Source organism: Streptococcus sp. CL6.35, assembly GCF_049737915.1.
GTDB lineage: Bacteria > Bacillota > Bacilli > Lactobacillales > Streptococcaceae > Streptococcus.
Genome location: NZ_JBKOTU010000004.1, coordinates 167,202 through 188,378, shown reverse-complemented (window position 1 = coordinate 188,378; position 21,177 = coordinate 167,202). Strand labels below are relative to the sequence as shown.

Below are 21,177 nucleotides of genomic sequence, written 5' to 3'. Positions count from 1 at the left end.
TTATTAATAGTATGTATGCGGGTGTAGTTTAGTGGTAAAACTACAGCCTTCCAAGCTGTTGTCGCGAGTTCGATTCTCGTCACCCGCTTTGAACTTTGTTCAAATTACCAAGTTTTTAACTTGGGCGCGTAGCTCAGGTGGTTAGAGCGCACGCCTGATAAGCGTGAGGTCGGTGGTTCGAGTCCACTCGTGCCCATTAATTGGAGAATTACTCAAGAGGCTGAAGAGGACGGTTTGCTAAATCGTTAGGTCGGGTAACTGGCGCAAGGGTTCGAATCCCTTATTCTCCGTTTGAATGAGGGTTTATAACTCTCTTTTTTTGTATTTTTAAGAATAGTAGAATAAAAACTTTAGATTTGTAAAACTTAATTGGATTACTTATCTGAAGTTTTTTTGCGCTCTTTGTCAACTGTAGTGGGTTGAAGAAAAGCTAAAATCTTTATATATTGTCGATTTTATGGTTGTGCTTGTTTATTACTACTTCCAACTCTTGAGTGAGATTTCTCCGCTATTGAGCCAGATTTCTTTTCCGTTATCACATTGAACTAAAAGTTTGCCATTTTCTGAGATATCTTTAGCAAGTCCCTTGTGGTCTTTTTGATCTAGTGTGAAAGTCACTTCTTTTCCTAGAACGAATGATTGTTTTTTGTATAAGTATAATAGCTCTTCTGCTGGTGTTTCGAAGAAAGCACGCCAGGTCTCTATGATTAATTCATTTCTGGTTATAGGTGCTGGAGTTTTGAATAAACTAGCAGCTTTTTCTTTTAATTCTTGAGGGAAGTCTTTGATAGCAAAGTTGATTCCTACTCCAATAATGATATCTGTGACTAAGCCAGTTTCTACAGACGTCATTGCCTCAGTGAGGATTCCTCCAATTTTATGATTTTTGAGGTAGATATCATTGACCCATTTTATGTCGACATCTATTAAAGTTAGGTTCTTAATGGCTTTGTAGATAGCTCCTGCTACAAGTAGTGTGTAGGATGGTAATTGGTCATAGGGGAGATTTGGTTTGAGATGGAGTGTCATATAAATGCCACCTTGTGGGGAGTAGAAAGAACGTTGAAAACGGCCTCGGCCAGCTGTTTGATAGGAAGCTAGATAGAGGGTGTTTGCTTCATTTCCTAAATCAATTGCTTCTTTTGCATCGAGTTGTGTTGATCTTGTTTCGGGTTTAAAACTGATTTTAATTGGAAGATTTTGTTCTAGAAGTTCTGGAAGAATAAGGTCTCCATTCACCAGTTTATAGCCTTTGTTTTTGATACTATCAATTTCAATGCCTTCGTGTTCTAAACGCTTGATGGCTTTCCAAATTGATGTTCGGGTCAGTGATAGTTCTTCTGCAATCTTTTCTCCGCTGATATAGTCGGTTTCTTTAGCTAGAATTTGGTAGACGGCTTGGTAGGATTTCATAGTGTTTCCTTTCTCACTAGTTAGTGTTGAGAATATTCTTTTCTTGTTTGACTTGGAGTCTGATTAAAGTATTGTTTATAAGCTTTAGAAAAATGTAGTGGATCTGAAAAGCCTACCGAGTATGCAATTACCTTGATTGACTCTTGGGTATTTTCGAGAAGTTGTTTAGCTCGATACATTCGAACGTATAGTAGGTATTCTTTTGGGGATAAGGTGTTAAATTCTTTGAATACGCTTGATAAGTAGCTTCTGTGAACGGATAGTTCTTTTGCTAAATCTTGAATTGTAAGTGATTGAGGATAGTGGCTATCAATTAATCGTTTGCATTCAAGATAGAGTTGGTAGGTTGATGAAATATTCTTTTTTTTCTGATTGGGAGCAATAGTTCCCAGATGAAACATCAGTTCATGGAGTTGTCCCATGATATGGAGTTGAGCTAATTCATTGGATTTTGTAATCTGAGCGAAGCGAACAATGTCTGAGATGAGTTTTGCAGTAGTCTGGGTATGACAAGTTTCAGATTGGATGAGATAGGATTGGTCAGAAATTTGAGAAAGAGCAAAATAATCAGGAGCTTTCCCTCCAGTGATTCCTAACCAGTAGTAGGCCCAAGGTTCTTTACTATCTGCTTGATAAAAGGTTAGTTCCTCTGGTTTTAATAGAAAGAAATCTCCTTCTTTTAAATCAACAATTTTACCCTTGTAATGAAATTTTCCTTGTCCTTTAGTAATGTAATGTAGAACGTATGTATCACGAATGGCTGGACCAAAAGAGTAATTAGGTGTGCATTCCTCATATCCATAAAAGCTTAGGGAAAGGTCAATTGTTCCAGTCTGGTATTCTGAAAAAACTAGCATGTGATACCTCCTACCTAACATTTTACCATATTCTTGAGACATTTTTCTATTTTAGAAAGCGATTTCAGATGATAAAATATAGTCAATAAAGTGATGAGGTGAAGTAAATGGGAGTTAGGATAGAGAATAATCTATTTTATGTTGAGAGTAAAAATCTAAGTTTGATTATTGAAAATCGAAATGGTTACTTACTTTTGAAACATTTAGGAAAGACTATTAAGAACTATAAAGGTTCCAATAGTGTTTATGAACGAGACCATGCCTTTTCAGGAAATCCAACAGCTACTAATCGAACCTTTAGTTTAGATACTCAACGTCAAATTTTTGGACAACATGGCTTAGGAGATTTTAGGAAACCAACTATACAGATTCAGCATAGTGTAACTGAAGTAACAGACTTTCGATTTGTAGAAGCAAAGATTTTAAAAGGTCAGAATGGTCCACAGGGCTTACCGTCTCCACATAGCATGGACGATACAGAGACTCTTGTCTTAATGTTAGAAGATTCTAAGGCTCAACTTAGTCTGAATTTGTATTATACTGCTTTTAATAATGATTCGACAATTGCTAGCTACAGTAAATTGGAAAATAATAGTAATCAGGAAGTTGTCATCCATAAAGACTTTTCTTTTGTGGCTGATTTTCCAGCGGCAGCATACGAAATAGTAACTCTGCAGGGTGCTTATGCTCGTGAAAAGACTGTTCGACGTCAACAGGTAGAACAAGGAATTTTTTCGATTAGTTCGAACCGTGGGGCTTCAGGGCATGCTCAAACACCAGCTCTTCTCTTATGTGATCAAGGAGTCACAGAGGATGCTGGAAATGTGTTTGCTATTCAACTAATGTATAGTGGAAACTTTGAAGCTTTTGTTCAAAAGAATCAATTGAATGAAGTTCGGCTGGCTATTGGGATTAATCCGGAAAACTTTTCTTGGAAGTTAGACCCTGAGGAATACTTTGAAACACCGGTAGCTATAGTGACCTATTCAGATAAGGGATTAACTGGTGTTAGTCATGAAAGTCAGAATTTTGTACTGAAGCACATTATGCCAAGTAAATTTTCTACAAAAGAACGCCCAATTCTAATTAATAACTGGGAAGCTACTTACTTTGATTTTCAGAGAGAAAAACTGTTAGAGTTAGCAGATGAAGCTAAGAAAGTTGGCATTGAACTTTTTGTATTAGATGATGGTTGGTTTGGCAATCGCTTTGATGATAATCGTGCTTTAGGAGATTGGGTTGTTAATGAGAAAAAACTGGGTGGAAGTCTTGAAAGTCTGATTTCAGCTATCCACGAAAGAGGTTTGCAGTTTGGGCTTTGGTTAGAACCTGAAATGATTTCTGTAGATAGCGATTTGTATCGTAAACATCCTGACTGGGCTATTCAGATTTCAGGATATGAGCATACCTATTCTAGAAATCAATTAGTACTTAATCTTGCCAATCCTCAGGTAGTAGAATACTTGAAAAATGTCTTAGATCAACTCCTATCTTATCATGAGATTGACTACATCAAATGGGATATGAATCGTAATATTACTAAGCTAGGGAATGGATCGAACTATCTAGAGACACAGATGCAATCTCATCAGTACATGCTGGGGCTTTACGAACTCGTTTCTTATCTGACAGAGAAGCACAGCCATATTCTCTTTGAGTCCTGCTCTGGTGGCGGTGGACGAAATGATCTTGGTATGATGCGTTATTTCCCACAAGTCTGGGCTAGTGATAATACTGATGCTATTGCACGTTTACCAATTCAATACGGTTCATCCTATCTCTATCCAACCATTTCTATGGGGGCTCATGTTTCAGCAGTACCGAATCATCAGATGGGACGAATGACACCATTAGAAACACGTGGACATGTAGCAATGATGGGAAATTTGGGATATGAGCTTGATTTGACAAGTTTATTAGATGAAGAGAAAGATGAGATTGCTAATCAGGTGAACTTGTATAAAGAATTACGACCGGTAGTTCAGTTAGGACAACAGTATAGACTAATTAATCCTGATACTGCATCCAATGAAGCAGCTGTACAATTTAATTACAAAAATCAAACGATTGTAACCTACGTTCGCGTTTTATCAGTTGTAGAGACCATGGAAACAACTTTAAAGTTAAAAGATTTGGATGAAGAGGGACTGTATGAATTACAGGAAAATGGCGAAGTTTACTCAGGTGCAGAACTAATGTATGCGGGTTTAACTGTTATTTTATCCCAAGGAGATTTTTTGAGTAGACAGTATATTTTTAGAAGACTATAATAAAGGTGTATAAATTTATAAAGGAGGCTTTCCAATGAAATGGTATAAGAAAGCAGGTTTTCTTTTAGTCGCTGGGGCTAGTTTACTAGGTCTAGCAGCTTGTGGTCAGAATAATCAATCGACTGATGGAAAGGTAACGATTGAATTTTTTAACCAGAAGACCGAAATGGCGGATACTTTGCAAAAAATTGTAGATAATTTTGAAAAGGATCATCCCACTATTGATGTAAAACTGACGACTGTTCCGGCAGCTGGAATTGTTCTGAAGACTCGGATTTTATCAGGAGATGTTCCAGATATTGTTAATATCTATCCTCAAAATATGGATTTTCAGGAGTGGGCAAAAGCAGGTTACTTTGCAGATATGACAGGGAAGTCCTATCTTGAGAACATTAAGAATGACTATGCAGAAAAGTATGCAATCAATAACAAGATTTATAGTGTGCCTCTAACTGCTAACCTTTATGGAATCTATTACAATAAAACAAAGTTTAAAGAATTAGGACTTGAGGAACCGAAGACTTTTAAAGAGTTTCAAGAGATTGTTAAAAAGATAAAAGATAGTGGGAATTCTCCGTTTGCAGTTGCAGGCAATGAAGGATGGACATTAAACGGTTATCACCAACTTTCTCTCATTACTATTACAGGCAGTGGAGACGCAGCTAATAACTATCTTCGCTTTTCAAAACCAAATGCTATTTCTGTAGATGATGCTATTTTAAAAGCAGATGCAGAACGACTAGATTTGTTGGCAGACAATGCTCAAGATGGATGGCGTGGTGCCTCTTATAATGATGCGGTGGTAGCATTCTCGAATGAAAAAGCCTTGATGATGCCACAAGGATCATGGGCATTAGCGGCAATTAATCAACAGGATCCAAAATTTGATGTGGGGATGTTTGCCTTCCCAGGAGAAGAAGTAGGAAAAGAAGTCACTGTTGGTGCAGGGGACATGGCACTATCAACTTCAGCTACTACCAAACATCCTAAAGAAACCGAAGAATTTATCAGCTATATGACTAGTTCAAAAGCTATGCAAGCATATTATGATGTGGATGGATCACCAGTTGCGGTGAAAGGTGTACAGGAAAAAGAAGATTCAGCACTTGCAGAGATTTCTAAACTAGCATTTACGGATAAACATTATGTTTGGTTGGGCCAACACTGGAATTCTGAAGAAGATTTTTTCAATCTAAGTGCAGGTTACTTGATGGATAAAAATCTGAAAAATATGGCAAACAATCTCAATGCTTTCTTTAATCCAATGAAGGCAGATTTGGACTAGAATAGGAGTTAAGATGATATGGCTATTCGAAAAATTTTAAATAAATACTGGGGTTGGACTTTTTTGCTCATCCCGCTTGCATTACAAGCTATCTTCTTTTACTTTCCGATGGTACAAGGTGCTTTCTATAGTTTGACTAACTGGACTGGATTGACCTATAATTATAAATTTGTTGGTCTGAATAACTACAAATTGCTGATGATTGATGGGAAATTCTTCACAGCCATTGCTTTTACTTTGATTTTAACCCTGGCATTGATTATTGGAGAGATTACAATTGGGATGGTTGTCGCTCGAGCCTTAAATTCTAAGATGAAAGGGCAGACCTTCTTTAGAGCATGGTTCTTTTTCCCGGCGGTTTTGTCTGGTTTGACAGTTTCCTTGATTTTTAAACAATTCTTCAACTATGGTCTTCCAACGATTGGAAAAATTTTAGGGATTAGTTTTTTACAAGAAAGTCTATTAGGAACACCAATCGGTGCGGTAGTGGCAACTATTTTTGTTCTTCTATGGCAAGGAGTAGCAATGCCAATTATCTTCTTTCTTGCTGGTCTTCAGAGTATTCCATCTGATATTTTGGAGGCGGCATCAATTGATGGTGCAACAAGCAAACAAACTTTTTGGAAGATTGAATTACCATATTTGCTACCAACCATTTCTATGGTTTTTATCCTAGCTCTTAAGTCCGGTTTGACAGCCTTTGACCAAATTTTTGCTTTGACGAGTGGTGGTCCTAATAATGCTACAACGTCTCTTGGTCTTTTAGTCTATAACTATGCCTTCAAGAGTAATCAATATGGATATGCGAATGCAATTGCCTTGATTTTATTCTTAATTATTGGAATTGTTTCTCTGATCCAAATCAAACTATCAAAGAAATTTGAAATCTAATAGGGGAGTCTTACACATGAAAAAAGAAGAAAAATTGAATCAGTTTTGGAAGTATGTCCTCTTGATAGTAGGTGGTATTCTCATACTTGTTCCTTTGTTGGTAACGGTTTTTAGTTCCTTCAAGACAACCAAGGATATCATGAATCATTTCTTTGGTTTGCCCAATCCTTTTACATTAAGCAATTATGAACGATTGATTTCGGATGGGATTGGAGGCTATTTCTGGAATTCAGCTGTTATTACGGTATTATCATTGATTGTAGTAGCCTTCTTTATACCAGCTGCAGCTTATTCCATTGCTCGAAATATGTCTAAGAAAAAAGCCTTTGCAATTATGTATTCGCTCTTGATCTTAGGGATATTTGTTCCATTTCAGGTGATTATGATTCCTATCACAGTTATGATGAGCAAACTCGGCCTGGCAAATATGTGGGGGTTGGTACTACTCTATCTAACTTATGCAATTCCACAGACCCTCTTCTTGTATGTCGGTTATATTAAAATCAGTGTACCAGATAGTTTAGATGAAGCTGCAGAAATTGATGGGGCTGATCGATTTACAACTTACCGTCGAATTATTTTTCCAATGCTGAAGCCCATGCATGCTACAACCTTGATTATCAATGCATTATGGTTCTGGAATGACTTTATGTTGCCATTGTTGATTTTGAATAAGGATTCCAAGCTGTGGACTTTGCCTCTCTTCCAGTACAACTACCAAGGTCAATATTTTAATGACTATGGGCCAAGTTTTGCATCCTATATTGTGGGAATTGTAACAATTACTGTCGTCTACCTCATCTTCCAAAAACATATTATTTCAGGAATGAGCAACGGAGCAGTGAAGTAAGAAGAACTCATGGAATCTATAGTCTCTGACACAGAGGATGGGTTCAGCTTATTGACAATTCAAGAGAAAAATAAAGTAGTACTTAGTTTATCACAGTCTATATTAGTACGAGTTTGATGATAAACAGAGATTTAATACTCAATGAAAATCAAAGAGCAAACTAGGAAGCTAGCCGCAGGCTGTACTTGAGTACGGTAAGGCGACGCTGACGTGGTTTGAATTTGATTTTCGAAGAGTATAACATGAATTTGATTTACGAAGCCAAGTCATATGAGGCTTGGCTTCAATTAGAAAAAGGAGAGTAATGATGCCGATTCAGAATAAAACCATGTTGATTACCTATTCAGATAGTTTGGGAAATAATCTTAAAGACCTATATGATAATTTGGAAGAGCATTTTGGAGATGCTATTGGAGGAGTTCACCTTCTACCATTTTTCCCATCAACAGGTGATCGTGGATTTGCGCCAGTTGACTACGACGAAGTGGACTCAGCTTTTGGTGATTGGGAGGATGTTAAGCGTTTAGGTGAGAAATATTATCTTATGTTTGACTTTATGATTAATCATATTTCTCGTCAATCTAAATATTATAAGGACTATCAAGAAAAACATGAAGCCAGTGAATTTAAAGATCTCTTTTTAAACTGGGATAAGTTTTGGCCAGAAAACCGTCCGACACAAGCTGATGTAGATTTAATTTACAAGCGTAAGGATCGTGCACCAATGCAAGAGATTGTTTTTGCAGATGGTTCAGTAGAACATTTGTGGAATACCTTTGGTGAGGAGCAGATTGATCTTGATGTGACCAAAGAAGTAACGATGGAATTCATCCGTAAGACCATTCAGCACTTGGCAAGTAACGGGTGTGATTTGATTCGTCTAGACGCCTTTGCTTATGCAGTGAAGAAGTTGGATACCAATGATTTCTTTGTGGAACCAGATATTTGGGATTTGTTGGATAAAGTCCGAGATATCGCTGCTGAGTATGGGACAGAGCTCTTACCTGAGATTCATGAACATTATTCTATTCAGTTTAAAATAGCGGATCATGATTACTATGTTTATGATTTTGCCCTTCCAATGGTGACTCTTTATACTCTTTACAGTTCCAGAACAGAGCGCTTAGCCAAGTGGTTAAAGATGAGCCCGATGAAGCAATTTACGACACTAGATACCCATGATGGGATTGGAGTGGTGGATGTCAAGGATATCCTGACCGATGAAGAAATTGACTATGCTTCAAATGAGCTCTATAAGGTTGGAGCGAATGTCAAACGTAAGTACTCCAGTGCAGAGTATAACAATCTAGATATCTACCAAATCAATTCAACCTACTATTCTGCGCTTGGAGATGATGATGTCAAGTATTTCCTTGCCCGTCTGATTCAAGCTTTTGCCCCAGGTATTCCCCAAGTCTACTATGTGGGTCTACTAGCAGGAAAGAATGACCTGGAATTATTAGAAGAAACCAAAGAAGGTCGAAATATTAATCGTCATTACTATAGCAATGAGGAAATAGCAGAAGAAGTCCAACGTCCTGTAGTGAAGGCCCTTCTCAATCTATTTTCTTTCCGTAATCGTTCAGAAGCATTTGATTTAGAAGGAACTATTGACGTTAAAACACCAACAGCCCACAGCATTGTAATCAAACGTCAAAATAAAGATAAGTCCGTAACAGCAGTAGCAGAAATTGATTTGCAAAATCAGACTTATCGGGTAATTGAGAACGGAATTGAAGTAACATTTTGAAGCCTTGATATGGTTGATAAAATAGGGTTTTTATTTTAGAAAACGTTTCCTTTGTTTTCAAATTGCTAAAAAAGTGGTACAATATAGGGTAGCTTACTATTATCTGAATCAATTGATTTGGAGAGAAAGGATTCATTTTGAAATCAATAGGCTTTATTGAAAAGCTGAAAGGGTTGTCTAGTAAAGAGCTGATTTTATTGGGAATTATCCTGAGTATCTTTTTACCCTTTTATCTTTTTGTAGTTGTATTCTGTTTATATATTATCAGTTTAATTTTTACAGGGGATATGAAAAGTATTCTTCAGAAAATGGGGGAGCATCCGATGCTGCTTCTTTTTCTTGGCTATAGTACTGTTATATCCGTTTTTGCACAAAATTGGATGGGAGTTGTGGCTTCGGTAGGAATTTTTCTTTTTACTATTTTCTTTTTGCACTATCAGTCGATTTTATCACATAAATTCTTTCGCTTGATTTTGCAGCTCGTCTTGTTTGGTAGCGTCTTGTCAGCTGCTTTTGCGAGTTTAGAGCATTTCCAAATTGTGAAGAAATTCAACTATGCTTTTCTTTCACCCAATATGCAGGTCTGGCATCAGAATAGAGCAGAAGTGACCTTCTTTAATCCTAATTATTATGGAATTATTTGTTGTTTCTGTATCATGATTGCCTTCTATCTGTTTACAACGACCAAGTTGAATTGGTTGAAAGTATTCTGTGTGATTGCAGGCTTTGTGAATCTCTTTGGTTTGAACTTTACTCAAAATCGAACTGCCTTTCCTGCTATTATCGCTGGAGCAATCATCTATCTCTTTACGACCATTAAAAACTGGAAGGCCTTTTGGCTTAGTATTGGGGTCTTCGCGATTGGCTTGAGTTTCCTCTTTTCTAGTGATTTGGGAGTTCGGATGGGGACTTTGGATTCTTCTATGGAAGAGCGCATTTCTATCTGGGATGCTGGGATGGCCTTGTTTAAGCAAAATCCTTTTTGGGGTGAGGGGCCATTGACCTACATGCACTCTTATCCTAGGATAAATGCTCCTTATCATGAACATGCTCACAGTCTATATATCGATACGATTCTGAGTTACGGAATTGTGGGGACTATTTTATTAGTTTTGTCTTCTGTTGCTCCTGTTCGATTGATGATGGATATGAGTCAGGAGTCGGGGAAACGTCCGATTATCGGTCTTTATCTGTCTTTCCTTACAGTGGTTGCTGTACATGGAATTTTTGACTTGGCCCTCTTCTGGATTCAGTCAGGTTTCATTTTCTTACTAGTTATGTGCAGTATTCCGTTGGAGCATCGAACTTTGGTATCGGACATGACGGATTAAGTTTATAAGATTAAAATCTTCTACCTTGGGTAGGAGATTTTTTTACTGGGAAAAATTATTTCCAAATCGAAATAGTTGACAGTTAGAACGATGAGTGTTACAATTGTTTTATTCTTTTCGATATCGAAATAAATTGGAGGTGTCATGAAAGATAGTCATTTGCTAGCCCATCATATTCGTTTGTTGAATGGGAGAATTTTTCAAAAGTTACTGAGCCAAGATCCTGAAGCTCTTTATCGGAGTGAACAGGGGAAGATTTTAGCGGTTTTATGGAATAGTGAAACTGGCTGCGCAACTGCGACAGATATTGCTCTGGCAACTGGGCTTGCTAACAATACACTGACGACGATGATTAAAAAACTAGAGGAACAAAATCTTGTAGCTATTAGTCCATGTGGAGAAGATAAGCGTAAGAAGTATTTGGTTTTAACAGAGTTGGGGCAGTCTCAGAAAGAAGTGGGGCATCGTGTCAGTCAGAAATTGGATACGATCTTTTACAAAGGATTCACCGAGGAAGAAATTCGCCAATTTGAAGGTTTTCGAGAAAGAATTTTGGCTAATCTGAAAGAGGAGGAAAATGAGGTTTAGAATATAGCAAATTAGCTGTTTATAAGCAAATGCCACTTTTGAATTTGTTTTCCAACTCTTAGGACAAGGAAACTATGTGGTTAGCTATGGTCAGACTCAGATTGATGGAGTTGCCTATGCCCAGTATGACATCTTCCGTCTAGAAAACGGGAAAATTGTGGAACATTGGGATAATAAGGAAGTCATGCCTAAGGTAGAAGACTTGACCAATAGAGGGAAGTTTTAAATTGAGGATACAGAATGATTGAATACAAAAATGTGGCGCTACGCTACACAGAAAAAGATGTCTTGAGAGATGTTAATTTACGGATTGAGAATGGCGAGTTTATGGTTTTAGTTGGTCCATCTGGATCAGGTAAGACGACCATGATCAAGATGGTCAACCGCCTCTTGGAACCGACTGATGGAAATATTTATATGGATGGCAAGCGTATCAAAGACTATGATGAGCGTGAACTTCGTCTTTCTACTGGTTATGTTTTACAGGCCATTGCTCTCTTTCCAAATCTAACGGTTGCTGAAAATATTGCCCTGATTCCTGAGATGAAGGGCTGGACTAAGGAAAAAATTGCTCAGAAAACAGAAGAGCTTTTGGCCAAGGTTGGCTTGCCAGTAGCTGAGTATGGGCATCGTTTACCTAGTGAACTATCTGGTGGGGAGCAACAGCGTGTTGGAATTGTACGGGCTATGATTGGTCAGCCTAAGATTCTCCTCATGGATGAACCTTTTTCGGCTCTTGATGCTATTTCGAGAAAACAGTTGCAGATTCTGACGAAAGAATTGCATAAAGAATTTGGGATGACAACGATTTTTGTAACCCATGATACGGATGAAGCTCTGAAATTGGCGGACCGTATTGCTGTCTTGCAGGATGGAGAGATTCGTCAGGTGGCGAATCCCGAGACGATTTTAAAAGCTCCTGCAACAGATTTTGTAGCAGACTTGTTTGGAGGTAGTGTACATGACTAATTTAATTGCAACTTTTCAGGATCGTTTTAGTGATTGGTTGACAGCTCTCTCTCAACATTTGCAGTTGTCACTTTTGACCTTGTTACTAGCTATTTTTATCGCGGTTCCCTTGGCTGTTTATCTTCGCTATCATGAGAAGATGGCGGATTGGGTCTTGCAGATTGCAGGGATTTTTCAGACCATCCCGTCTCTGGCCTTACTGGGACTCTTTATTCCTTTGATGGGAATTGGGACTTTACCGGCATTGACAGCTCTAGTAATCTATGCGATCTTTCCGATTTTGCAAAATACCATCACTGGGCTAAAGGGAATTGATCCGAGTCTACAGGAGGCTGGGATCGCCTTTGGGATGACTAGATGGGAGCGTCTCAAGAAGTTTGAAATTCCGCTTGCCATGCCTGTTATGATGTCTGGGATTCGGACGGCAGCTGTCTTGATTATCGGTACAGCAACCTTGGCGGCCTTGATTGGGGCAGGGGGACTAGGTTCCTTTATCCTTTTGGGAATTGACCGTAATAATGCCAGTCTGATTTTGATTGGGGCACTTTCTGCTGCAGTGCTTGCTATTGCCTTTAACTTCCTACTAAAAGTGATGGAAAAGGCAAAATTGCGGACGATTTTTTCTGGTTTTGCCTTGGTGACAATATTGCTCGGTCTGTCTTATAGCCCAGCCCTCTTAGCTCAAAAAGAGAAAGAAAACTTGGTTATTGCTGGGAAATTGGGACCGGAACCAGAAATTTTGGCCAATATGTATAAGTTGCTGATTGAAGAAAATACCAGCATGACTGCGACTGTTAAACCAAATTTTGGGAAAACAAGCTTTCTTTATGAAGCTTTGAAAAAAGGCGATATTGATATCTATCCTGAATTTACTGGTACGGTGACTGAAAGTTTGCTGCAACCATCACCGAAAGTGAGTCATGAGCCAGAGCAAGTTTATAATGTGGCGCGTGATGGCATTGCCAAACAGGATCATCTATCCTATCTCAAACCCATGTCTTATCAAAATACCTATGCTGTAGCTGTTCCGAAAAAGATTGCTCAGGAATACGGCTTGAAGACCATTTCGGACTTAAAAAAAGTGGAAGGGCAATTGAAGGCAGGCTTTACACTTGAGTTTAATGACCGTGAAGATGGCAATAAGGGCTTGCAGTCAATGTACGGTCTCAATCTCAATGTGGCGACCATGGAGCCAGCCCTTCGCTATCAGGCAATTCAGTCAGGTGATATTCAAATCACGGACGCTTATTCAACCGATGCGGAATTGGCACGTTATGATTTACAGGTATTGGAAGATGACAAGCAACTCTTCCCACCTTATCAAGGGGCTCCACTAATGAAAGAAGCTCTTCTAAAGAAACATCCAGAGTTGGAAACAGTTCTCAATAAATTGGCTGGTAAAATTACTGAAAGCCAGATGAGCCAGCTCAACTACCAAGTCGGTGTTGAAGGCAAGTCAGCAGAACAAGTAGCCAAGGAGTTTCTACAAGAACAAGGTTTGTTGAAGAAATAGTTTGAAAAGCTAAACTCAACTTGGTTAAATGTCTATATAGAAGAATGCTCAGACAATGTCGTCTGGGCTTTTTTGATATTAGAGTTACTGAATGTCTTTCAAAATGGAAAATAAGAGGAAATTTTTAGGATTTTCTAAAATTTTACTGTAAATACACTTAACTATTCACAAAATAGGTGTATAATGTGTTGTGAACTACTTAACAAATAAAGATTTCCAGCTCATGTCGACTAAGGATGGAAATCTTGTGTATAGACAGTTCAGTAGATATATAATAGAGCGTTGCGTCCGAAAGTCTATCCAGACACGGCTCTTTAAAAACAAAAGGAGAAAATATGACGACTTATTTGCAAACAAAACTCAAGAACATCAAAATAACTCTTGGTGAAATGTCTGGCGGTTACCGCCGTATGGTTGCTGCTATGGCTGATTTGGGATTTTCAGGAACCATGAAGGCTATCTGGATTGACCTCTTTGCCAATCGTTGTTTTGCCCAGTGGCTTTACCTGCTAGTTTTAGGAAGTTTTCCAATCTGGCTGGAGTTGATTTATGAACACCGCATTGTTGACTGGGTTGGGATGATTTGTAGTCTGACTGGAATTATCTGTGTCATCTTTGTATCGGAAGGTCGAGCAAGTAATTACCTTTTTGGTTTGATTAACTCTGTCATTTACCTTATCTTGGCTTTGCAGAAAGGCTTTTATGGTGAGGTGCTGACGACACTTTACTTCACGGTCATGCAACCGATTGGACTTCTAGTGTGGATCTACCAAGCACAATTCAAGAAAGAAAAGCAGGAGTTTGTCGCACGTAAACTAGACGGCAAGGGTTGGACAAAGTATCTTTCTATTAGTGTTCTTTGGTGGTTGGTATTTGGGTTCATTTATCAGTCTATCGGAGCCAATCGTCCTTATCGCGATTCCATCACCGATGCGACCAATGGGGTTGGGCAAATCCTCATGACAGCTGTTTACCGTGAACAATGGATATTCTGAGCAGCTACCAATGTCTTTTCTATCTATCTCTGGTGGGGAGAAAGCCTGCAAATTCAAGGGAAATACCTGATTTACCTGATCAATAGTCTAGTTGGGTGGTATCAGTGGAGCAAGGCAGCAAAGAGTGTTTAAAAAGTAAAAAAGGATCGGATGATCCTTTTTTATGTTAGAGCAAAATGAATAATACCGTAATGATAATAGCGCTCGTTATACGAACGATGTGGTGCGATATATGTTGGTTTTCTTGCTGTCGCCCGTTCCAGTAGGCACCATAGCAGACGATACTCGAACCCACAATCCATAGTAGAATGGTTGCCAGTGGGACGAAGTAAAAGATAGCTAGAGCCAGAGAAGTGATGCAACTGCCGACCAAGATGCACGTGTTTCCCAAACTGTAGTTCTTTTGTTTCATGGCTGAAAAAGCAGCAGCAAGGTGAAGTAATGAGAATGCGAGAGCTAGTACGATTGTTAGTATTCCTAGAATCATCGAAGTTAACATAGTTGGTTCCTTTCTGAGTTACAGGCTTAGTTATCAAGTGGAGTTGTAGAGGTCATCTCCATTACATCAAGGTAAAATCTCACCACTTGGTCTTCTGTATAAGATTTTCCTTTTTTTAGCCACCAAGTTAGAGTTTCGATAAAGTTCGTCACAACAAAATGCTGGAGGTAGGAGGCCGGAATGTTTGGATAGGCCTCTTGCAAGTCATCCGCCACCATGGGATAGACGTGGTGTTCGAGTTCCTTGTGTAGTTGGCGAAGGAAGTAGTCGTTTTTGGAAAAAAGGAGACTGGTGACACGGTCCTGGTTTTTCTGAAAATGTAAAAAGATATGGGCGAGGTAGTCTTCTGTAGTTAAGTGTTCTTCTCTTTCAAAGAGATGGTGAAAGAGGTAGCGACAGAGCTCATCTAAAAGGAGTTCCTTACTTTCGTAATGACAGTAAAAAGTAGAACGTCCAATATCTGCTAGGTCAATGATATCCTGAACAGTAGTGGCATCATAGCCTTTGTCGTTCAAAAGTTGTAAAAAAGCTTGATAGATGGCTTTTTTCGTCTTACTGACTCGACGGTCTCTTTTTTGCATATAGACACTTGAGACAAACTGTTCAGAACTGAACAGGACTGACAGTTTGCTTCTATCCTTTCTTTGGATTTTATTAGATAATACAAATGAAAGAAGTATGTATATACCCATTATACCAAAGGAGGGAGAGAAATGAGTTCTAAAACATCTATCTGGTTAGCTTTTTTCTTAAATTTAAGCTATGCGATTGTTGAGTTTATCGCAGGAGGAATCTTTGGTTCGAGTGCAGTTATTGCTGATTCTGTTCATGACTTGGGAGATGCTCTAGCCATTGGCATCTCAGCCCTTTTAGAAACAACTTCAAACCGTGAAGAAGATAGACAGTACACCTTGGGTTACAAACGTTTTAGTCTTTTAGGGGCCATGCTAACGGCTGTGATTCTTATGATAGGGTCTGTCCTAGTGATCTTGGAAAATATCACAAAGATCGCTCACCCGCAACCCGTTAATGAGAGAGGTATCCTCTGGCTGGGAATCATTGCAGTAGCTATCAATGTGCTAGCAAGTCTGGTAGTTCGTAAAGGAAAGACAAAGAACGAGTCAATTCTTAGCCTACACTTTCTGGAAGACACTCTTGGTTGGTTGGCTGTCATTCTAATGGCGATTATCCTCCGATTTACAGATTGGTATATCCTCGATCCACTCTTGTCGCTTATTATTTCCATCTTTATTCTGTCGAAAGCCATTCCTCGCTTTTGGAGCGCACTGAAGATTTTCCTAGATGCTGTGCCAGAAGGGGTCGAGACAAGTGATCTGGAGAAGGATATAGAGGCTCTGACCAATGTCAAAAGTGTTAACCAACTTAGCATTTGGTCCATGGACGGTCTAGAGAACAATGCTATTGTTCACATTTGTATCAAGGACTGGGAGCAGATGATGGAGACCAAAGAAGTGGTGCGTCAATGTTTAGAAGAGAGAGGCGTGCAGAATATCACTATTGAAGTGGATAGCAGTCAAAGCAATCATGCGCAACATAGGCGGAAGGTGAGAGAATTAGAGCAGAAGCATGGGCATCATCATTAGAAAAGCGACCTCGCTAGAGGTCGTTTTGTTATCCTATTCATTCCTTGTACTCTCTCTCAATGTCAATCTGGTTCCCAGCATAGTCAGGCTAGGGATTTTGCGACCGTGGAGTACTTCCTTATTAAGAATATCCATACCTGCTCGCCCCATTTCCTTGGTATAAACGGTGATGCTGGAGAGGGGAGGATAGACTTGCTTGGTCAGACTAGTGTCGTTAAAGGAAATAAGGCTGACACGGTCTGGTAGGCTGATTCCAGCCTCTTGAAGGGCACGGAGGGCGCCGATGGCTAAACTATCACTGGCAGCAAAAAATGCTGGTGGGAGTTGGTCTCCCAAGCTCTGAATGGCTTCCTTCATCAAGTCATAGCCAGACTGGGCAGTAAAGCTTCCTTGAAAGACCAGTTCATCATGATAGATTCCCTTTGCTTGACTGTAGTTCTTAAAATTTTCAAGTCGCTTATCCTGGATGATTTCTTCTTGATCGGTTGTTTCTTCAAGACCTGTTAGAATCCCGATACGATTCAACCCTTGACTGAGGAAATAATCGACAACCTGTTTCATGGCAGTATAAAAGTCCGTAATAATGCAGGTATGTCCCAGGGAAAGTGTATCGCTGTCTAGAAATACAAGAGGTTTTTGGTATTCTTCAAAGGCAGAAATCTGAGCACGGCTAAACTTTCCGATGCAGAGAATCCCAATCACTTCCTCGCTTAGAGTAAAAGGGTGGTCATTGAAATAGCGCAAGATATCATAGTCCAGTTCTTGGGCTCTTTTTTCTATGCCTAGGCGAATCTGGTAGTAGTAGAGGTCATCCAGCTCCCCTTGTTCGCTGACCCATTGGATAATGGCAATCTTTTGCTTGGGTTTGTGGGACTCGCCTGTCTTGAGGTGCTTGGTGTAGCCCAGCTCTTCAGCAACAGTTAAAATACGGTGTCTGGTTTCTTCTGTAACAGATAGGCTCTGGTCGCGATTGAGGACGCGGGATACGGTCGCGATAGAGACAGAGGCTAGCTGTGCAATGTCTTTTAAAGTAGCCATAAATCCTCCTTCTTTAAGGTTAGTATATCATATTTTTCTGCTTTTTTACTGATAGTTTACTAAAATTTTAGTAAAAAGGATTGACCTTGGGAAATCCCTTGGATACAATAGAAGAAAACGATTACACGTTAAGGTGACTTAACGGACAGTCAAAGGAGAATTCATATGACACAACATCTTACTGCTGAAGCTCTTCGTAAAGACTTTCTTGCTGTTTTTGGTCAAGAAGCAGACCAAACTTTCTTTTCACCAGGTCGTATCAACTTGATTGGTGAGCACACAGACTACAACGGTGGGCACGTTTTTCCTGCTGCTATTTCCTTGGGAACTTACGGTGCAGCTCGTAAGCGTGACGACCAAGTTTTACGTTTCTACTCAGCTAACTTTGAGGACAAGGGCATTATCGAAGTTCCTCTAGCTGACCTCAAGTTTGAAAAAGAGCACAACTGGACTAACTATCCAAAAGGGGTTCTTCATTTCTTGCAAGAAGCTGGACATGTGATTGACAAAGGTTTTGATTTTTATGTTTATGGGAATATCCCAAATGGTGCTGGTTTGTCCTCTTCAGCATCTTTGGAACTTTTAACAGGGGTTGTGGCAGAGCATCTCTTTGATTTAAAACTAGACCGTTTGGATTTGGTTAAAATCGGAAAACAAACAGAAAACAACTTTATCGGAGTCAACTCAGGCATCATGGACCAATTTGCTATTGGCATGGGAGCTGACCAACGTGCCATTTACTTAGATACCAACACTTTGGAATATGACTTGGTGCCACTTGATTTAAAAGACAATGTTGTTGTCATCATGAACACCAACAAACGCCGTGAATTGGCAGACTCTAAATACAATGAACGCCGTTCTGAATGTGAAAAAGCAGTGGAAGAATTGCAAGTTGCCTTGGACATTCAGACCTTGGGTGAACTAGACGAGTGGACCTTTGATCAATACAGCTACCTGATTAAAGACGAAAATCGTTTGAAACGAGCTCGCCATGCTGTGCTTGAAAACCAACGTACCCTTAAAGCTCAAGCAGCCCTTCAAGCAGGTGATTTGGAAACATTTGGTCGCTTGATGAATGCGTCACACGTTTCTCTTGAGCATGATTATGAAGTAACTGGCTTGGAATTGGATACTCTTGTTCACACAGCTTGGGCTCAAGAAGGTGTTCTTGGTGCTCGTATGACAGGAGCAGGTTTTGGTGGCTGTGCCATTGCCTTGGTGCAAAAAGATGCTGTTGAGGCCTTTAAAGCAGCTGTTGGCAAGCATTACGAGGAAGTAGTTGGAAACGCTCCAAGCTTCTACATCGCTGAAGTTGCAGGTGGCACTCGCGTCCTTGACTAGTCAAAAGGAGGCTTTATCGTGACCTTAGTAGATAAATTTGTAACACATGTCATTGCTGAAAGTTCATTTGAGGAAATGGATCGAATCTACTTGACCAATCGTGTTTTGGCTCGAGTGGGAGAAGGTGCTTTGGAAGTTGAGACTGATCTGGATGAGTTGATTGACCTCAAGGACCAGCTGGTCGAGGAGGCGGTTCGATTAGGGACGATTGATGATAGTCAGACTGCACGTGAAATCCTAGGTGCTGAACTGATGGACTTGGTAACCCCTTGTCCAAGTCAGGTCAATCGTGATTTCTGGGCAACTTATGCCCAATCTCCTGAGCAGGCGATTGGGGATTTTTACCAGCTCAGCCAGAAAAACGACTACATCAAGCTCAAGGCCATTTCTAAAAATATTGCTTATCGTGTAGCATCTGACTACGGAGAACTGGAGATTACCATCAACCTCTCTAAGCCTGAAAAGGATCCAAAGGAGATTGCGGCAGCCAAGTTGGTGCAAGCTAGCAATTATCCCCAGTGTCAGCTCTGTCTAGAGAACGAAGGCTACAATGGTCGGGTTAACCATCCAGCTCGCAGCAATCACCGCATTATCCGTTTTGAAATGGCTGGTCAGGAGTGGGGATTCCAGTATTCGCCCTATGCTTATTTTAATGAGCACTGTATTTTCTTAGACGGTCAGCACCGTCCCATGGCCATTAGTCGTCAGAGTTTTGAGCGTCTGCTGGCTATCGTAGAGCAGTTTCCGGGCTATTTTGCGGGTTCAAATGCGGACTTACCAATTGTGGGGGGGTCTATTCTAACTCATGACCACTATCAGGGAGGCCGTCATGTCTTTCCTATGGAATTGGCTCCTTTGCAAAAGACTTTTCGATTTACTGGTTTTGAGCAGGTCATGGCTGGGATTGTCAAGTGGCCAATGTCAGTGCTACGTTTGACCTCGGATTCTAAAGAGGATTTGATTAACTTGGCTGATAAGATTTTACAGGAATGGCGGCAATATTCAGATCCTGAAGTGCAGATTTTAGCAGAGACAGACGGGAGACCGCATCACACTATCACACCGATTGCGCGTAAGCGTGATGGACAGTTTGAATTGGACTTGGTCTTGCGGGACAATCAGACATCGCCAGAGCATCCTGATGGCATCTATCATCCCCACAAGGATGTTCAATATATCAAGAAGGAAAATATCGGCTTGATTGAGGTCATGGGCTTGGCTATCCTGCCACCACGTTTGAAAGAAGAAGTGGAGCAAGTCGCTAACTACCTAGTGAGAGAAGATGTCTCAGTTGCCGCTTATCATCAGGAATGGGCAGATCAACTCAAAGTCCAACATCCAGATCTGTCGGATAAAGAAAAAGCCCTTGAAATCGTTAAAGACTCTGTGGGTGCTATCTTTGCTCGTGTTCTGGAGGACGCAGGGGTTTACAAGCAGACGGAACAAGGACAGGCAGCTTTTATACGCTTTGTAGAACAGGTAGGAATTTTGCCAGACTAGTGAATAATTCTTGCCTAGTCTTGTAAAAAGTAGTATCATAGTGTCGTTTGAACTATCAGGAGGAAACGATGAAAGATTTTCATTTTGACGCTATATCTGCCTTTGAAAATTACGAAATAGAAAAAATGAGAGATGGTCAGGTTGTAGTGACGACCAAAGTGGTGGACTCGTCACTCAACTACTATGGCAATGCCCATGGTGGCTATCTCTTTACCCTTTGTGACCAGATCAGTGGTTTGGTGGTTATCTCGCTGGGGCTTGATGGAGTGACACTCCAATCCTCTATCAACTACCTCAAGGCAGGAAAACTTGACGATGTACTGACCATTAAAGGAGAATGTGTCCATCATGGACGCACAACCTGTGTCGTGGATGTCGATATCACCAATCAAGAAGGCAGAAATGTCTGCAAAGCAACCTTTACCATGTTTGTCACAGGCCAGCGGTCTGAAGACAGACAGGTAAGGATATAATATAAAA

18 protein-coding genes, 3 tRNA genes and 2 pseudogenes are annotated in these 21,177 nt (G+C 40.0%); 18 read left to right on the top strand and 5 right to left on the bottom strand.

The window, feature by feature from the left end:
• Window positions 1-17 precede the first annotated feature (17 nt).
• The 3 genes from ACLNCP_RS06775 (at window position 18) to ACLNCP_RS06765 (ending at window position 290) form a co-directional block, all read left to right on the top strand.
• Window positions 18-88: transfer RNA gene (locus ACLNCP_RS06775), tRNA-Gly, on the top strand.
• A 34-nt stretch (window positions 89-122) separates the two neighbouring features.
• Window positions 123-196, top strand: a tRNA-Ile gene (locus tag ACLNCP_RS06770).
• A 6-nt stretch (window positions 197-202) separates the two neighbouring features.
• Window positions 203-290: transfer RNA gene (locus tag ACLNCP_RS06765), tRNA-Ser, on the top strand.
• A 187-nt stretch (window positions 291-477) separates the two neighbouring features.
• Here ACLNCP_RS06765 and birA read toward each other — a convergent pair.
• Window positions 478-1,413: a bifunctional biotin--[acetyl-CoA-carboxylase] ligase/biotin operon repressor BirA gene (gene birA, locus ACLNCP_RS06760; protein WP_045605749.1), complete on the bottom strand. Its 936-nt coding sequence runs from the start codon at window positions 1,411-1,413 to the stop codon at window positions 478-480.
• Window positions 1,414-1,433: 20 nt separating this feature from the next.
• Window positions 1,434-2,270, bottom strand: a complete 837-nt coding sequence (locus ACLNCP_RS06755; RefSeq protein WP_045605751.1) for an AraC family transcriptional regulator — start codon at window positions 2,268-2,270, stop codon at window positions 1,434-1,436.
• Window positions 2,271-2,377: 107 nt separating this feature from the next.
• On the opposite strand from ACLNCP_RS06755, the gene ACLNCP_RS06750 reads away from it, so the two are divergent.
• From ACLNCP_RS06750 to pnuC, 11 genes and pseudogenes are all read left to right on the top strand, one after another.
• On the top strand, window positions 2,378-4,540 hold the full coding sequence (locus ACLNCP_RS06750) for an alpha-galactosidase (protein ID WP_424844217.1): 2,163 nt from the start codon (window positions 2,378-2,380) through the stop codon (window positions 4,538-4,540).
• A 34-nt stretch (window positions 4,541-4,574) separates the two neighbouring features.
• The gene (locus ACLNCP_RS06745) at window positions 4,575-5,825 is read left to right on the top strand and encodes an extracellular solute-binding protein (protein WP_261014059.1); all 1,251 of its coding nucleotides are present in this window, start codon (window positions 4,575-4,577) and stop codon (window positions 5,823-5,825) included.
• 18 nt (window positions 5,826-5,843) lie between these two features.
• Entirely contained in the window at window positions 5,844-6,716 is an 873-nt protein-coding gene (locus ACLNCP_RS06740; RefSeq protein ID WP_261052658.1) for a carbohydrate ABC transporter permease, read from the top strand.
• A gap of 16 nt (window positions 6,717-6,732) precedes the next feature.
• The gene (locus tag ACLNCP_RS06735; protein ID WP_261020800.1) at window positions 6,733-7,566 is read left to right on the top strand and encodes a carbohydrate ABC transporter permease; all 834 of its coding nucleotides are present in this window, start codon (window positions 6,733-6,735) and stop codon (window positions 7,564-7,566) included.
• 307 nt (window positions 7,567-7,873) lie between these two features.
• Window positions 7,874-9,316 carry a sucrose phosphorylase gene (gtfA, locus tag ACLNCP_RS06730; RefSeq protein WP_424844216.1) on the top strand — a complete coding sequence of 481 codons (1,443 nt, stop codon included), beginning with the start codon at window positions 7,874-7,876 and terminating at the stop codon, window positions 9,314-9,316.
• 137 nt (window positions 9,317-9,453) lie between these two features.
• Window positions 9,454-10,647 carry an O-antigen ligase family protein gene (locus tag ACLNCP_RS06725; RefSeq protein ID WP_004258845.1) on the top strand — a complete coding sequence of 398 codons (1,194 nt, stop codon included), beginning with the start codon at window positions 9,454-9,456 and terminating at the stop codon, window positions 10,645-10,647.
• Window positions 10,648-10,791: 144 nt separating this feature from the next.
• Complete coding sequence (locus ACLNCP_RS06720) at window positions 10,792-11,235, top strand: MarR family winged helix-turn-helix transcriptional regulator (protein ID WP_023946036.1); 444 nt, start codon at window positions 10,792-10,794, stop codon at window positions 11,233-11,235.
• 28 nt (window positions 11,236-11,263) lie between these two features.
• A pseudogene (locus tag ACLNCP_RS06715) lies at window positions 11,264-11,461 on the top strand (nuclear transport factor 2 family protein); the annotation flags it as partial.
• A gap of 14 nt (window positions 11,462-11,475) precedes the next feature.
• The gene (locus ACLNCP_RS06710) at window positions 11,476-12,204 is read left to right on the top strand and encodes an ATP-binding cassette domain-containing protein (RefSeq protein ID WP_004259046.1); all 729 of its coding nucleotides are present in this window, start codon (window positions 11,476-11,478) and stop codon (window positions 12,202-12,204) included.
• Window positions 12,197-13,717: an ABC transporter permease/substrate-binding protein gene (locus tag ACLNCP_RS06705; protein ID WP_261188332.1), complete on the top strand. Its 1,521-nt coding sequence runs from the start codon at window positions 12,197-12,199 to the stop codon at window positions 13,715-13,717. Before ACLNCP_RS06710 ends, ACLNCP_RS06705 begins: the two co-directional genes overlap by 8 nt.
• A gap of 335 nt (window positions 13,718-14,052) precedes the next feature.
• Window positions 14,053-14,844: pseudogene (gene pnuC, locus ACLNCP_RS06700) on the top strand (nicotinamide riboside transporter PnuC).
• 34 nt (window positions 14,845-14,878) lie between these two features.
• Here the strand turns inward: pnuC and ACLNCP_RS06695 are convergent.
• Both ACLNCP_RS06695 and ACLNCP_RS06690 read right to left on the bottom strand, forming a co-directional pair.
• Complete coding sequence (locus tag ACLNCP_RS06695) at window positions 14,879-15,211, bottom strand: hypothetical protein (RefSeq protein WP_007521059.1); 333 nt, start codon at window positions 15,209-15,211, stop codon at window positions 14,879-14,881.
• A gap of 26 nt (window positions 15,212-15,237) precedes the next feature.
• On the bottom strand, window positions 15,238-15,792 hold the full coding sequence (locus ACLNCP_RS06690) for a TetR/AcrR family transcriptional regulator (RefSeq protein WP_261188328.1): 555 nt from the start codon (window positions 15,790-15,792) through the stop codon (window positions 15,238-15,240).
• Window positions 15,793-15,924: 132 nt separating this feature from the next.
• Between ACLNCP_RS06690 and ACLNCP_RS06685 the strand changes: the two genes are divergently transcribed.
• Window positions 15,925-16,815, top strand: coding sequence for a cation diffusion facilitator family transporter (locus tag ACLNCP_RS06685; RefSeq protein WP_424844215.1), 891 nt, complete (start codon window positions 15,925-15,927; stop codon window positions 16,813-16,815).
• Between the two features lie 33 nt (window positions 16,816-16,848).
• Here the strand turns inward: ACLNCP_RS06685 and galR are convergent, their stop codons facing one another.
• Window positions 16,849-17,853 (bottom strand): DNA-binding transcriptional regulator GalR, encoded by a 1,005-nt coding sequence (gene galR, locus ACLNCP_RS06680; protein ID WP_261029025.1) that lies wholly within the window; start codon window positions 17,851-17,853, stop codon window positions 16,849-16,851.
• A gap of 165 nt (window positions 17,854-18,018) precedes the next feature.
• Between galR and ACLNCP_RS06675 the strand changes: the two genes are divergently transcribed.
• The 3 genes from ACLNCP_RS06675 (at window position 18,019) to ACLNCP_RS06665 (ending at window position 21,170) form a co-directional block, all read left to right on the top strand.
• Window positions 18,019-19,197, top strand: a complete 1,179-nt coding sequence (locus ACLNCP_RS06675) for a galactokinase (protein ID WP_424844214.1) — start codon at window positions 18,019-18,021, stop codon at window positions 19,195-19,197.
• Between the two features lie 18 nt (window positions 19,198-19,215).
• Window positions 19,216-20,697 (top strand): UDP-glucose--hexose-1-phosphate uridylyltransferase, encoded by a 1,482-nt coding sequence (locus ACLNCP_RS06670; protein ID WP_424844213.1) that lies wholly within the window; start codon window positions 19,216-19,218, stop codon window positions 20,695-20,697.
• Between the two features lie 68 nt (window positions 20,698-20,765).
• Window positions 20,766-21,170, top strand: a complete 405-nt coding sequence (locus tag ACLNCP_RS06665) for a PaaI family thioesterase (protein WP_424844212.1) — start codon at window positions 20,766-20,768, stop codon at window positions 21,168-21,170.
• Window positions 21,171-21,177: the final 7 nt, after the last annotated feature.